Source organism: Paraburkholderia sp. BCC1884, from assembly GCF_900996225.1.
Classification (GTDB): Bacteria; Pseudomonadota; Gammaproteobacteria; order Burkholderiales; family Burkholderiaceae; genus Paraburkholderia.
Window position 1 is genome coordinate 14280 of the sequence record NZ_CAAJGL010000064.1, and the last position, 13588, is coordinate 27867.

General features: G+C 61.0%; 11 protein-coding genes. 1 reads left to right on the top strand and 10 read right to left on the bottom strand.

Annotated features, from left to right (window positions below; all coding sequences use genetic code 11):
• Positions 1–150 precede the first annotated feature (150 nt).
• The 10 genes from FQ705_RS05255 to gyrA form a co-directional block, all read right to left on the bottom strand.
• Entirely contained in the window at positions 151–474 is a 324-nt protein-coding gene (locus FQ705_RS05255) for an integration host factor subunit beta (protein WP_007180889.1), read from the bottom strand.
• Between the two features lie 21 nt (positions 475–495).
• Positions 496–2229 carry a 30S ribosomal protein S1 gene (gene rpsA / locus FQ705_RS05260; RefSeq protein WP_144138359.1) on the bottom strand — a complete coding sequence of 578 codons (1734 nt, stop codon included), beginning with the start codon at positions 2227–2229 and terminating at the stop codon, positions 496–498.
• 162 nt (positions 2230–2391) lie between these two features.
• Positions 2392–3078: a (d)CMP kinase gene (cmk, locus tag FQ705_RS05265; protein WP_144138360.1), complete on the bottom strand. Its 687-nt coding sequence runs from the start codon at positions 3076–3078 to the stop codon at positions 2392–2394.
• Between the two features lie 35 nt (positions 3079–3113).
• Positions 3114–4418 carry a 3-phosphoshikimate 1-carboxyvinyltransferase gene (gene aroA, locus FQ705_RS34415; protein WP_260854398.1) on the bottom strand — a complete coding sequence of 435 codons (1305 nt, stop codon included), beginning with the start codon at positions 4416–4418 and terminating at the stop codon, positions 3114–3116.
• An 18-nt stretch (positions 4419–4436) separates the two neighbouring features.
• Positions 4437–5378: a prephenate dehydrogenase gene (locus FQ705_RS34420; protein ID WP_260854399.1), complete on the bottom strand. Its 942-nt coding sequence runs from the start codon at positions 5376–5378 to the stop codon at positions 4437–4439.
• 52 nt (positions 5379–5430) lie between these two features.
• Positions 5431–6543: a histidinol-phosphate transaminase gene (hisC, locus tag FQ705_RS05275; RefSeq protein WP_144138361.1), complete on the bottom strand. Its 1113-nt coding sequence runs from the start codon at positions 6541–6543 to the stop codon at positions 5431–5433.
• Positions 6544–6662: 119 nt separating this feature from the next.
• A complete protein-coding gene (gene pheA, locus FQ705_RS05280) occupies positions 6663–7745 on the bottom strand; it encodes a prephenate dehydratase (RefSeq protein WP_144138444.1) in 1083 nt (360 codons plus the stop codon).
• 63 nt (positions 7746–7808) lie between these two features.
• Positions 7809–8891, bottom strand: coding sequence for a 3-phosphoserine/phosphohydroxythreonine transaminase (gene serC, locus FQ705_RS05285; RefSeq protein WP_144138362.1), 1083 nt, complete (start codon positions 8889–8891; stop codon positions 7809–7811).
• A gap of 204 nt (positions 8892–9095) precedes the next feature.
• Complete coding sequence (locus FQ705_RS05290) at positions 9096–9698, bottom strand: DUF2059 domain-containing protein (protein ID WP_054037403.1); 603 nt, start codon at positions 9696–9698, stop codon at positions 9096–9098.
• Positions 9699–9817: 119 nt separating this feature from the next.
• Positions 9818–12454 carry a DNA gyrase subunit A gene (gyrA, locus tag FQ705_RS05295; protein ID WP_144138363.1) on the bottom strand — a complete coding sequence of 879 codons (2637 nt, stop codon included), beginning with the start codon at positions 12452–12454 and terminating at the stop codon, positions 9818–9820.
• Between the two features lie 476 nt (positions 12455–12930).
• On the opposite strand from gyrA, the gene ompA reads away from it, so the two are divergent.
• On the top strand, positions 12931–13578 hold the full coding sequence (gene ompA / locus FQ705_RS05300) for an outer membrane protein OmpA (RefSeq protein WP_028200089.1): 648 nt from the start codon (positions 12931–12933) through the stop codon (positions 13576–13578).
• The last annotated feature ends 10 nt before the right edge of the window (positions 13579–13588 follow it).

Sequence of the window (13588 nt, forward strand, 5' to 3'; positions counted from 1 at the left end):
GCGGCTGGGCAGGAACTGCCTGATAGGGAAAGGAAGAACAGGAAAATGCGGGCGAAAAAAAAGCGCCCGGGGGCGCTTTTCTGGTCTTTTGCCGACTGGCTTTGGCCGCTGACGCTGCCAACACACGCTGCGAACCACACAGCGAAGCATTTACAGATCGTCATCCGGCTCTTCAGCCTTCAGCGGCTCGCCCGCGCGACGATCAACCCGTTCGCGCAACTCCTTGCCCGGCTTGAAGTGCGGTACGTACTTCTCAGGTACCAACACCTTCTCGCCCGACTTCGGATTGCGACCGACGCGGGAGGGACGACGGTTGAGGCCGAAGCTGCCGAAGCCACGAATTTCGATGCGATGACCGTTGGCAAGCGCCTCCGACATCGCATCAAGCATCGTCTTCACCGCGAAATCCGCATCTTTAAGAACAAGTTGCGGAAATCGCGTAGCCAGCTGGGCGACCAATTCCGATTTGGTCATACTGCAGCAGACCTCTCAGGCTTACTGGTTCTGGCCGTCGAGCTTGGCCTTCAGCAGCGCGCCGAGGTTCGTCGTGCCGGTAGCAGCCGAGCTCGAGTCCGACGAAGCCAGGCCGCGGATCGCTTCCTGTTGCTCAGCCGAATCCTTGGCCTTGATCGACAGGTTGATGCCACGCGACTTGCGATCGATGTTGATGATCATCGCGTTGACCTTGTCGCCTTCCTTCAGCACGTTGCGAGCATCTTCCACGCGGTCCTGGGCGATTTCCGAAGCGCGCAGGTAGCCTTCGACTTCCATCGACAGCTGAACCACTGCACCCTTCGCATCTACCGTCTTGACCACGCCGTCGACAGTCGAACCCTTGTCGTTCATTGCAACGAAGTTGCTGAACGGGTCGCCTTCGAGTTGCTTGATACCCAGCGAAATGCGTTCCTTCTCGACGTCGATGCCGAGAACGATCGCTTCCACTTCGTCGCCCTTCTTGTACTTGCGAACTGCTTCTTCGCCCGTTTCGCTCCACGACAGGTCCGACAGGTGAACCAGACCGTCGATGCCGCCCGGCAGACCGATGAAGACGCCGAAGTCGGTGATCGACTTGATTGCGCCTTGCAGCTTGTCGCCCTTCTTGAAGTTGCGGCTGAAGTCGTCCCACGGGTTCGGCTTGCATTGCTTCATGCCGAGGCTGATACGGCGGCGGTCTTCGTCGATTTCGAGAACCATGACTTCGACTTCGTCGCCCAGCTGCACAACCTTCGACGGCGCAACGTTCTTGTTCGTCCAGTCCATTTCCGACACGTGAACCAGGCCTTCGATGCCCGATTCCACTTCGACGAATGCGCCGTAGTCGGTGATGTTGGTGACCTTACCGAACAGACGCGTGCCCGACGGGTAACGGCGCGAGATGCCTTCCCACGGATCGTCGCCCAGTTGCTTGATACCCAGCGAAACGCGGTTCTTCTCTTGATCGAACTTGAGGATCTTCGCGGTGACTTCCTGGCCAACCGACAGCACTTCGCTCGGGTGACGCACACGACGCCATGCGATGTCGGTGATGTGCAGCAGGCCGTCGATACCGCCGAGGTCCACGAATGCGCCGTAGTCCGTGATGTTCTTCACCACGCCTTCAACGATCGCGCCTTCCTTCAGCGTTTCGAGCAGCTTTGCGCGCTCTTCGCCCTGGGTCGCTTCGATCACAGCGCGGCGCGACAGCACCACGTTGTTACGCTTGCGGTCCAGCTTGATGACGCGGAATTCCAGCGTCTTGCCTTCGTACGGGGTCGTGTCCTTGACCGGACGCGTGTCGACCAGCGAACCCGGCAGGAACGCGCGGATGCCGTTGACCATCACGGTCATGCCGCCCTTGACCTTGCCCGTGATCGTGCCGGTCACGAGTTCGTTGTTGTCGAGAGCCTTTTCCAGCGACAGCCACGAAGCCAGACGCTTCGCCTTGTCGCGCGACAGGATCGTGTCGCCGTAGCCGTTTTCCAGCGCGTCGATCGCGACGGAAACGAAGTCGCCCGCCTGCACTTCTACCTCGCCCGCGTCGTTCAGGAACTCTTCGAGCGGGATGTAGGCTTCGGACTTGAGACCAGCATTGACGACCACGAAGTTGTGGTCAACACGCACGACTTCGGCGGAGATCACTTCGCCGGCGCGCATGTCTTGCTTGGTCAGCGACTCTTCGAACAGAGCCGCAAAAGATTCGGTATTCGGGGTAGAGGTTTGCAGGTCGGACATAAAAATCAAAATTTGCATGGTTCTCGCGGTGCCCGGCTGGCCGGACGGTCAGCAACTTCGGCAAGAATGCGAATGCCACGCGGGGTTAAGGGGTTAATACAACGCTTCACGACGTTCGCGAAGCACCTACTGACAACGGACATCTACTGCTAGCACGCCTGATGCACAACACATACTTCATCAGGCATGCGGGACTAAAGCTTCGTACCATTGCACCACTTGCTCGACCGCCTGGTCGACCGACAAGGCGGAGGTATCAAGCAGCCTGGCGTCCGCTGCGGGCTTGAGCGGCGCGGCCGCGCGCTGACTGTCACGCTCGTCGCGCTCACGCAAATCCCGGAGCAAGTCATCTATATTAGCAGAAAATCCTTTTTGGATCAATTGCTTATGCCGGCGTGCCGCGCGGGCCTCCACGCTGGCCGTCATGAACACTTTCAGCGCAGCATCCTGGAAGATCACCGTACCCATGTCGCGGCCGTCCGCGACCAGCCCCGGCTCCTTGCGGAACGCCCGCTGGCGGGCCACCAGCGCGGCTCGCACGGGCGCATGTACCGCGATTGCCGAGGCACGGCTACCCACTTCCTCGGCGCGAATATCGGCTGAAACGTCGGCTCCGTCGAGCAACGCCAATCCTTCGCGGAAGGTGATGTGCAGGTCGTCGATCAGTTGCGTGAGAGCGCCGGCGTCATCCGCCACGACGCCGTAGCGCAGGCTCGCCAGCGCGGCGAGCCGGTAAAGCGCGCCGCTGTCCAGCAAGTGAAAGCCGAGGCTCGCGGCAACCAGCGCAGCCACGGTGCCTTTGCCGGAGGCACTCGGGCCGTCGATCGTAATGACGGGCGTCTGGTGAAAGGGACGGGTCGGTTTCATCGAAAAAGTCGCACGTCAGTCGATTCGGGAGCGAATCAGGGTTGAGCGAGCGCAATGAAGCGCTCGAAATAATCGGGAAAAGTCTTGCCGACGCATTTCGGATCGTTGATCCGGATCGGCACGCCGCCGAGGCTCACCAGCGAGAAGCACATCGCCATACGATGATCGTCGTAGGTATCGATCGCGGCGTTCGGGATCAGCTTTTCAGGTGGCTCGACGACGAGGAAGTCCTCGCCCTCCTGCACCTTGGCGCCGACCTTGCGCAACTCCGTCGCCATCGCCGCGAGGCGGTCGGTCTCCTTCACGCGCCAGCTGGCGATATTGCGCAGCGTGGTCGCGCCGTCCGCGAACAGCGCGGCGACGGCGATCGTCATTGCCGCATCGGGAATCAGGTTGCAGTCCATGTCGATCGGATCGAGCTTGCCACTGTCGTTACCGACGCCGCGCACTTCGATCCAGTCGTCGCCCATTTGCAGGTTCGCGCCCATGCGGATGAGCGCATCGGCAAAACCGACGTCGCCCTGGATGCTCTTGCGGCCGACGCCTTCCACCCGCAGCGGGCCACCGCCAAGCGCACCGGCCGCGAGGAAATACGACGCCGACGACGCGTCGCCTTCGACCATGATCGTGCCCGGCGACTGATAGCGCTGACCTGACGGCACGACGAACTGATGCCAGCCATTACGCTCGACATCGATACCGAAGCGCTCCATCAGCTTGATCGTGATCTCGATATAGGGCTTCGAGATCAGTTCGCCGTCCACCTGCACGGTAGTCACGCCGCTTTCGGTGCGCAGCAGAGGTAGCGTCATCAGAAGCGAGGTCAGGAACTGGCTCGACACATCGCCGCGCACGCGGATCGGCGCGTCAGCCGTGATCTGCGCCGGGCGAATCCGCAGCGGCGGGTAGCCTTCGTTCTCTTCGTAATCGATGCGCGCGCCGATCTGCCGCAAACCGTCGACCAGATCGCCGATCGGCCGTTCATGCATGCGCGGCACGCCGAAGATCCGATAGTCGCCGCCGTTCACTGCCAGCGCCGCGGTCAGCGGACGCACCGCCGTGCCCGCGTTGCCGAGGAACAGGTCAGCGGTACGTGCCGTGAACGCGCCGCGCGTGCCGGTCACGACGCAGGTGTCGCCGTCACGCTTCAGGCGCACGCCGAGCTTTTCGAGCGCGTCGAGCATCACGCGGGTGTCGTCGGAGTCGAGCAGATTCGTGATCGTGGTTTCGCCTTCGGCGAGCGCCGCGAGCAGGAGCACGCGATTCGAAATGCTCTTCGAGCCAGGCAGACGCACCGTGCCGGACGCACGAGTAAAAGGTCCGAGATCGAGGAATTCCATGATTGAGTCCAGTTCCGGTTATGTCGACGCGTCGCTCTGGGCGACGCTGGCAGCACGCTGCTCCTGCCATTCGGTACGCGCCACACGCGAGCGCGCGAATACGGCTTCGAGCGCGGCACCGTCGCCGGCTTCGATGGCGGCGCGCAAGCGCGCCAGCACGGCCGTGTAGGCATCGAGTTCGTCCAGCAGCGCAGCGCGATTGGCGACGCACACGTCGCGCCACATTTCCGGACTCGACGCGGCAATGCGCGTGAAGTCGCGGAAACCGCCGGCTGCGAATGAGAATTTCAGTGCGGCGTCGGGCGAGTTGAGAATCTGTTCCACCAGCGCAAACGACAAGACATGCGGCAAGTGACTGACCGATGCGAGCACGCGATCGTGCTGCTCGGGCGGCATGTCGCGCACGACGGCGCCGGTCGCGCGCCACATCGCCGCGACCCGCTCGACGGCTTCCGACGTGTTCTCCGGCAACGGGCACAGGATCACATTGCGGTTCACGTACAGGTCGGGCAACGCGGCGTCCGGGCCACTCGCCTCGCGGCCGGCAATCGGATGGCCCGGCACGAACTGGCCGATGCGCGCGCCAAGCGCCGCACGCGCTGCGGCGACCACGTCGGACTTGGTGCTGCCCGCATCGGTGACGATCGTGTCGGCGTCGAGAAATGGTGCGATGCGTTCGAGCAGAGGCTGCGTTTGCGCGACGGGCGCCGCCAGCAGCACGACGTCCGCGCCGGACAGCGCTTCGCGCAGCGCGGCGTCGTCGCCCAATGCGGCAACGCCGTCGACCACACCCAATTCCAGAGCACGCGCGCCCGACGTCGACGAGCGGCCAATGCCGATCACCCCACGCGCACCCGCCGTCTCGCCACGTTCGCGCAGCGCGCGCGCAAGCGATCCGCCGATCAGGCCGACACCGAAAATCACCAGCTTGTTAAAAGAAAACGCGGCCACATCGGTCACAGAAAAAGCGCGCCTTGCATGCAAGCCTGGCGCGCGGGTCAAAAGTCACCGCTTACGCGGCGGCGAGCGTCTTTTCGAGCGCCGCGAGGAACGCGTCATTTTCGTCGGGCAGGCCGATGGTAATGCGCAGCCATTGCGGCAAACCGTAGTTGCCAACCGGACGCACGATCACGCCCTGCTTCAGCAATGCGAGGTTGACGCGATTGCCCGCTGCGTCGTCGTGGCCGACGCGCACCAGCACGAAGTTGCCGTCCGACGGTACATATTCGAGACCGAGCTTCTCGAACGCTTCGGTCAAACGGCGATAGCCTTGCGCGTTCAACGCCGCGCTCTTTTCCAGAAACGCCGTATCGTTCAGCGCCGCGATCGCCGCAGCTTGAGCCAGCGTATTCACATTGAACGGCTGACGCAGACGATTCAGCAGATCGGTCAATTCAGGCTGCGCAATCGCAAAGCCGACGCGCAGTCCTGCAAGACCAAACGCCTTCGAGAACGTGCGCGACACCAGCAGATTCGGATAACGACGCACCCACGCGATCGAGTCGTAGCGCTTCTCTGCCGGCAGATATTCGGTGTACGCCTCGTCGAGCACGACGACTACGTGAGCCGGCACCTTGTCGAGAAACGCTTCGAGCTTCGGGCCTTCGATAAACGTGCCGGTCGGATTGTTCGGATTCGCGACGAACACGAGACGCGTGTCGTCGGTGATCGCGGCGAGCATCGCGTCGAGGTCGTGGCCGTATTCGACGGCCGGCACGACGATCGCGCGGGCACCGACGCCTTGCGTAGCCAATGCGTAGACCGCGAACGAGTACTGCGCGTAGACGATCGACTGGCCCTTCTCCACGAATGCGTGCGCGGCAATTTCGAGAATATCGTTGCTGCCGTTGCCGAGCGTGATCCAGTCGGCCGGCACGCCGTAGCGTTCGCCCAACGCAGTCTTCAATTCGAACGCATTCGCGTCCGGATAGCGGCCCAGTTCGCTGGCGGCCTGCGCCATTGCGCGTTGCGCCGACTCCGGCATGCCGAGCGGATTTTCATTCGACGCCAGCTTCACGATAGTCGCTTCATCCAGACCAAATTCGCGAGCCACTTCCGAAATCGGCTTGCCGGCGATGTAGGGGGCAATCGCGCGCACGTAGGAAGGACCGAAAGACGCTGTCATGACACTCTCCGAACGACTATGACTATGAATAAATGAATGGGCGGCGGGTGCGCTTTAGTACGTCACGCCAGTACGTCACGCAATGCCGCCGCAGTCCGGCCAGATCCGTCAAACGACGCTTAACGCGCGCGCGGATACGAGCCGAGAATTTTCAGGAACGCGGCTTTCTCACCGAGTTCGGTCAACGCGGCGGCGACCGCCGGATCGTCGCGATGACCTTCGACGTCGATGTAGAAGTAGTACTCCCACGTGCCGACGCGCGCGGGACGTGATTCGAAACGCGTCATCGATACGCTGTGGCGTGCCAGCGGCTCCAGCAGCTTGACCATCGCGCCCGGCTCGTTCACGACCGACACGATCAGCGACGTCTGGTCATAGCCGCTCACGCCAGCCGGCTGCTTGCCGATCATCACGAAGCGTGTGCGGTTGTGCGGATCATCCTGAATCAACGCGTAGGCCACTTGCAAACCATAGTGGGTCGCTGCGCGATCGCCGGCGATGGCAGCAATGGTCGGATCTTCCGCCGCCATGCGAGCGGCTTCGGCATTACTCGACACGGCCTGGCGCTCGAGATGCGGCGCGTTGGTCGACAGCCAGCGCTGACACTGCGCCAGCGCCTGCGCATGCGCGCAGACGCGCGTCACGCCGGCGAGCCCGCCATTCAGCGACAACAGATTGTGGTGAATCGGCAGAGCCAGTTCGCCGCCGATCGTGAGCTGCGTTTGCAACAGCAGATCCAGCGTGCGCGACACGGCGCCTTCGGTCGAATTCTCGACCGGCACGACGCCGAATTCCGCGGCGCCGGCCTCGACCGAACGAAACACCTCGTCGATCGACGGGCACGGTAGGCCTTCGATCGATTGACCGAAGTACTCATGCATCGCCTGTTCGCTATAGGTGCCGACCGGGCCGAGATAGGCGGCCTTGATGGTCTTTTCGAGCGCACGACTCGCGGCCATGATCTCGCGCCAGATTGCGCTGATGTGTTCGCTCGCGAGCGGCCCTTCGCTCATGTCCTGCAAACGCGCGATCACCTGCTGCTCGCGCTCGGGGCGGAACACCGGCGCGTTGAAATGCTTCTTGACCTCACCCACTTCGAGCGCCACCGCGGCGCGCTGATTGAGCAGCGCGATCAACTGGGCGTCGAGCGCGTCGATGCGCTCGCGAAGAGGTTTGAGTCGGGTATTGAGTTCGTCGTCCATGCGTGAAAACGGCCCTGCCGGGTAGCTGCTGGAAAGGATACGCGCACCGAATGCCTGAGGCACTCAGGCGCTGCGCTGTTCGAATTCCTTCATGTATTCGACAAGCGCTTTGACGCCTTCGAGCGGGACGGCGTTATAAATCGACGCCCGCATGCCGCCGACGGACTTGTGGCCCTTTAGCTGCACCATTCCCCGGGCTTTCGCACCGGCCAGGAAATCTTCGTTGCGCGACTCGTCGGCGAGGAAGAACGGTACGTTCATCCGCGAGCGCGAGCCACGTTCGACCTTGTTCAGATAGAAGCTGCTCGAGTCGATGGCGTCGTACAGCAGCTTCGACTTTTCGAGGTTACGCGCTTCCATCGCGGACAGGCCGCCCTGCTTTTTCAACCACTTGAACACCAGCCCGGCGACGTAGATCGCGTACGTGGGCGGTGTGTTGTACATCGAATTGTTTTCGGCGACGGTCTTCCATTCGAACGCCGACGGACAGATCGGCTGCGCGCGATCCAACAGGTCTTCGCGCACGATCACCACGGTCACGCCGGCCATGCCGATATTCTTCTGCGCGCCGCCGAACAGCACGCCATACTTGGCGATGTCCATGGGACGCGACAGGATATGAGACGAGGCATCCGCCACCAGCGGAATATCGCCGAGGTCGGGAATCTCGAAGGTCTCGACGCCGTGGATGGTCTCGTTCGTGCACAGATGCACATAAGCCGGATCGTCCGACAACTGCCATTCCGAACGCGCGGGCGCGCGCGTGAAGCCGTCTGCCGTCTGACCGCTTGCCGCAAGATGCACGGCGCCGTATTTCTGCGCCTCTTTAAACGACTTCTGCGACCACGAACCGGTCACGACGAAATCCGCGCGCGGTTTCGCGCCGAGCAGATTCATCGGCACGATCGCGTTTTCGCCCAGACCGCCGCCCTGCAGAAACAGAATGCGGTGGCTCGCCGGCACGTCGAGCAACTCACGCAGATCGGTGAGCGCTTCTTCATGGATCGACATGAACTCTTTGCCGCGATGGCTCATCTCCATCACGCTCATGCCGCTGCCATGCCAATCGAGCATCTCGTCGGCCGCCTGACGCAGCACTTCTTCGGGCATGGCCGCTGGGCCGGCGGAGAAATTAAAGAGGCGCATCGTGAGATCCTGGAAGCAGGCGCAAAAAACGAAAATCGCGCAGATTTCGCGCCAAAAAAGAAAATGGCCGTCTGCGCGTGTGCGCAAACGGCCATTATCGCATTGTCACCGCCAACCCGCCAAACCCGGCGCGCCATCAAACCCACGAGGCAGCTTACCGGATAGCGGCTAGCGCGATGTCAGCGCAGCCTGTCGATCTTGAACTTACTTGGCCGGCTTGACCGAAGCGACTTCCTTGTCAGCCTGGTCACGCGTTGCCTTGATCGATTGCGGCATGTACTTTTGCATCAAGCCATTCACGACGTCGCGGCCAACCTGGTCTTGCACCTGGATGAACTTGCGACCGGTCGGGCTCTTGTAAAACGCCGTCAGATCCTTGATTTCCGAGGTGCTGTAGTACTTCGCGTAAGCGTCGTACTGAGCTTGCATAGCGTCTTGACGGAACGAGTCCGTTGCAAACACTTGACCTGCGCCGTCAACCAGCTTCGGCACTGCGTTCTTCTGCAGCGTCGGGACGGAAGCCTGCTTCTGCTTGTCCGTCATCGTCTTGTTTTCGCTCAGGGCATCCGACAGAATCGCCGGAACCAGCTGCTTGGCCTGCATCTGGGCGCTGTTGCCGATTGCACCGACGAGCTTCTGCGCGTCGATTGCGTCCAGCAAGTCCTTAATTGCAGCCTGCTTGGCCGGATCAACCGGTGCCGCGGCAGCAGCCGGGGCCGCCGGAGCCGGGCTCTGAAGCGCTTGAGCCATAGCGAAGGTCGGCACGAGGGCAGCCAGCAACATCAGTTGTTTGAATCGTTTTTGCATCATCACTCCCTAGAGAAATTAATTTGAACTGCGCTGCGCGGGATACGTATCGGCCCGATACGCCATTATTCCCGGCGCAGCTTTCAACCAGTTACTGAGACTGAAAGCTGCTGACCCAATCAGGCCGCACCGCCTTCATCACCGCCGTTTGTACCTTCAGCGGGACCTTCGGCGTCGCTCTCCACATCACCTTCGGCTTCCGCTTCAGCAACCTGTTGCAGACCTGAAAGCTTGGTCCCTTCGTCAAGGCTGATGAGTGTAACACCTTGGGTTGCGCGTCCCATTTCCCGAATTTCCGATACACGCGTACGAATCAACACGCCTGTATTGGTGATCAACATGATCTGCGCTTCCGAGTCCACCAGCGTCGCGGCGACCACCTTGCCGTTACGTTCCGAGGTCTGAATGGCGATCATGCCCTTTGTGCCACGCCCGTGACGGGTGTACTCGATGATCGGCGTGCGCTTGCCAAAACCGTTCTCGGTTGCCGTGAGCACCGACTGCTGCTCGTCGCCGGCCACCAGCAGCGCGATGACGCTCTGACCGTCTTCGAGCTGCATGCCTCGCACGCCGCGTGCCTCGCGGCCCATCGGACGAACGTCGTTTTCGTCGAAGCGAACCGCCTTGCCCGAATCGGAGAACAGCATCACGTCGTGCTGACCGTCGGTAATCGCCGCGCCGATCAGGTAATCGCCGTCGTCCAGACCGACCGCAATAATACCTTTGCGCAGCACGCGGCCAAAAGCTTCTAGCGGCGTCTTTTTTACCGTTCCTAACGCAGTGCCCATGAAGACGAATTTGTCGGCCGAGAATTCCTTGACCGGCAAAACGACCGTGATCTTCTCACCTTCCTGCAGCGGGAAGATATTGATGATCGGACGGCCGCGCGAGTTCCGCGAACCTTGCGGCACTTCGTAGACCTTCACGCTATAGACGCGGCCGCGATTCGAGAAGCACAGAATGTGATCGTGCGTGTTCGCGATGAACAGCGTGTCGATCCAGTCGTCTTCCTTCATTGCCGTGGCCTGTTTGCCGCGGCCGCCACGCTTTTGCGCACTGTATTCAGACAGCGGCTGCGATTTCACGTAGCCCGCGTGCGACATGGTCACGACCATTTCCTGCGGCGTAATCAGGTCTTCGGTGTTCAGTTCGGTGGCGTTCAGCTCGATCTTCGAGCGGCGCGCGTCGCCGAATTCGGCTTTGATCGACGTCAGTTCGTCGACGATGATCGCCGTAATGCGTTCCGGGCGAGCCAGAATGTCCAGCAGGTCGGCGATCTGCGCCATCACTTCGCGGTACTCGCCGATGATCTTGTCCTGCTCGAGACCCGTCAGGCGCTGCAGACGCATCTGCAGGATTTCTTGAGCCTGGGTATCGGACAAACGGTAGAGGCCGTCGGTTTGCATACCGAACGTCGGATTCAGTCCGTCAGGACGATAGGCTTCGCGACCGCCAGCCGACGCGTTGTCCGTCTCGGCGCGCGCCAGCATCTCACGCACCAGCGACGAATCCCACGGACGCGCCATCAATTCCTGCTTGGCGATCGGCGGAGTCGGCGCGGCCTTGATGAGCGCGATGAACTCGTCGATGTTGGCGAGCGCCACCGCCAGACCTTCGAGCACATGACCACGTTCGCGCGCTTTGCGCAGCTCGTACACCGTGCGCCGCGTCAGCACTTCCCGACGATGCGACAGGAAACACGACAGCATTTCCTTCAGGTTCAGCAGCTTTGGCTGGCCGTCGACCAGCGCGACCATGTTCATGCCGAAGGTGTCCTGAAGCTGGGTCGCTTTATACAGATTGTTGAGAACGACTTCCGGCACTTCGCCGCGCTTGAGTTCGATCACGACACGCATGCCGCTCTTGTCGGACTCGTCGCGGATGTCGGAGATGCCCTCGAGCTTCTTCTCGTTGACCAGTTCGGCGATGCGCTCCAGAAGTGAGCGCTTGTTCACCTGATAAGGCAACTCGTCGACGATGATCGACATGCGCTGGCCGCGGTCGATCTCCTCGAAGTGCGTGAGCGCGCGCATCAGCACGCGGCCGCGGCCCGTGCGATAGCCGTCGCGCACGCCGGCCACGCCGTAGATGATGCCGGCGGTCGGAAAATCGGGGGCCGGAATGATCTCGATCAGTTCGTCGATCGTGGCTTCCGGGTTTTTGAGCAGATGCTGGCACGCGTCGACAACCTCGTTGAGGTTGTGCGGCGGGATGTTGGTGGCCATACCGACCGCGATACCCGACGAACCATTGATCAGCAGATTGGGAATCCGCGCCGGCAGAATGGCCGGTTCGTTTTCGCTGCCGTCGTAGTTCGGCGTGAAGTCGACGGTTTCCTTGTCGATGTCGGCGAGCAACTCATGGCCGATCTTGGCCATGCGGATTTCGGTGTAACGCATCGCGGCGGCGTTGTCGCCGTCGACCGACCCGAAGTTGCCCTGGCCGTCCACCAGCATGTAGCGCAGCGAAAAGTTCTGCGCCATCCGGACGATGGTGTCGTAGACAGCCGTGTCGCCGTGCGGGTGATATTTACCGATCACGTCGCCGACGATACGCGCCGACTTCTTGTAAGCCCGGTTCCAGTCGTTATTCAGTTCGTGCATCGCGTACAGCACGCGCCGGTGGACCGGCTTCAGGCCATCGCGAACATCGGGAAGCGCACGCCCCACGATTACGCTCATCGCGTAATCGAGATACGAACGGCGCATTTCCTCCTCTAGGGAGATTGGCAGAGTCTCTTTGGCGAATTGATCCATTATCCGTATCTTTTACGTGCCAAGGCGCGGTATTAACCGCGCCTTCGCGTAAGCATTGCAGGCGCAACGCATCACGCGATTCTAACATGCCGTGAATCCGCTCCCGTCGGGGGGACGTATACCTATTAGAGGAAGGCAAGTGACACGAACCGCGACGCCCCAATTTAGCGCCGGTCAGGCTCGATTCGTGCGTGGGGCAATCCGCCGCTCAGCCATGACTGGCGGCGCCTCCAGCGGATTACTTCTGTTGCGCATGCACCACATTTGGAAGGCGATTTGATTGGGGGCAGATTTTTTTATCGTTGGAAGGGAACGATATGGCAAAATGCCAACGCACAAAGAGTTAGACACTGCTCGAAGTCTACACAGCACGTTTTTTGTTCTACACCGATGTTATACTTCGAGCAATGTATGACTTGTCTTCGTCAACAGGCTCGCAGTAAACCTGCGGTAATCTCAATTTCGAGAGGAGAAATATGAATAAACTTTCAAAGCTCGCGTTCATTGCAGCTACCGCAGTTATGGCTGCATCCGCTATGGCGCAATCGGTGCCGGCGTCGCGACAAGCCACGAACGACAACTGGGTGAATGGTACCGGCGAATACGTGTGGATGAACGGCACGAACGAGCTTTGCTGGCGCGATGCATTCTGGACGCCGGCAACGGCCAACGCAAAGTGCGATGGCGCCCTGGTTGCCCAGGCTCCGACCCCGCCGGCTCCGGTCGCTCCTGCTCCGGCGATCACCAGCCAAAAGATTACGTATCAAGCTGACGCACTGTTCGACTTCGACAAGGCAATCCTGAAGCCGGCTGGCAAGGAAAAGCTGGACGATCTGGCATCGAAGATCGGCGCGCTGAATCTCGAAGTCGTCGTCGCAACGGGTTACACGGACCGTATCGGTTCGGACAAGTACAACGACCGTCTGTCGCTGCGCCGTGCACAAGCTGTCAAGGCATACCTGGTCAGCAAGGGCATCGAATCCAACCGTATCTATACGGAAGGCAAGGGCAAGCGCAACCCGGTCACGACCGGTTGCAACCAGAAGAACCACAAGCAACTCATCGCCTGCCTCGCACCGGATCGTCGCGTGGAAGTCGAAGTTGTCGGTACTTCGAAGCAGTAAGCTACAGGTT

What these genes read in the sequence shown, in the direction of transcription:
- gyrA (WP_144138363.1), bottom strand. Translation starts at nt 12,454, where the DNA reads ATGGATCAATTCGCCAAAGAGACTCTGCCAATCTCCCTAGAGGAGGAA.
- hisC (WP_144138361.1), bottom strand. Translation starts at nt 6,543, where the DNA reads ATGACAGCGTCTTTCGGTCCTTCCTACGTGCGCGCGATTGCCCCCTAC.
- FQ705_RS05255 (WP_007180889.1), bottom strand. Translation starts at nt 474, where the DNA reads ATGACCAAATCGGAATTGGTCGCCCAGCTGGCTACGCGATTTCCGCAA.
- FQ705_RS05290 (WP_054037403.1), bottom strand. Translation starts at nt 9,698, where the DNA reads ATGCAAAAACGATTCAAACAACTGATGTTGCTGGCTGCCCTCGTGCCG.
- aroA (WP_260854398.1), bottom strand. Translation starts at nt 4,418, where the DNA reads ATGGAATTCCTCGATCTCGGACCTTTTACTCGTGCGTCCGGCACGGTG.
- ompA (WP_028200089.1), top strand. Translation starts at nt 12,931, where the DNA reads ATGAATAAACTTTCAAAGCTCGCGTTCATTGCAGCTACCGCAGTTATG.
- rpsA (WP_144138359.1), bottom strand. Translation starts at nt 2,229, where the DNA reads ATGCAAATTTTGATTTTTATGTCCGACCTGCAAACCTCTACCCCGAAT.
- pheA (WP_144138444.1), bottom strand. Translation starts at nt 7,745, where the DNA reads ATGGACGACGAACTCAATACCCGACTCAAACCTCTTCGCGAGCGCATC.
- cmk (WP_144138360.1), bottom strand. Translation starts at nt 3,078, where the DNA reads ATGAAACCGACCCGTCCCTTTCACCAGACGCCCGTCATTACGATCGAC.
- serC (WP_144138362.1), bottom strand. Translation starts at nt 8,891, where the DNA reads ATGCGCCTCTTTAATTTCTCCGCCGGCCCAGCGGCCATGCCCGAAGAA.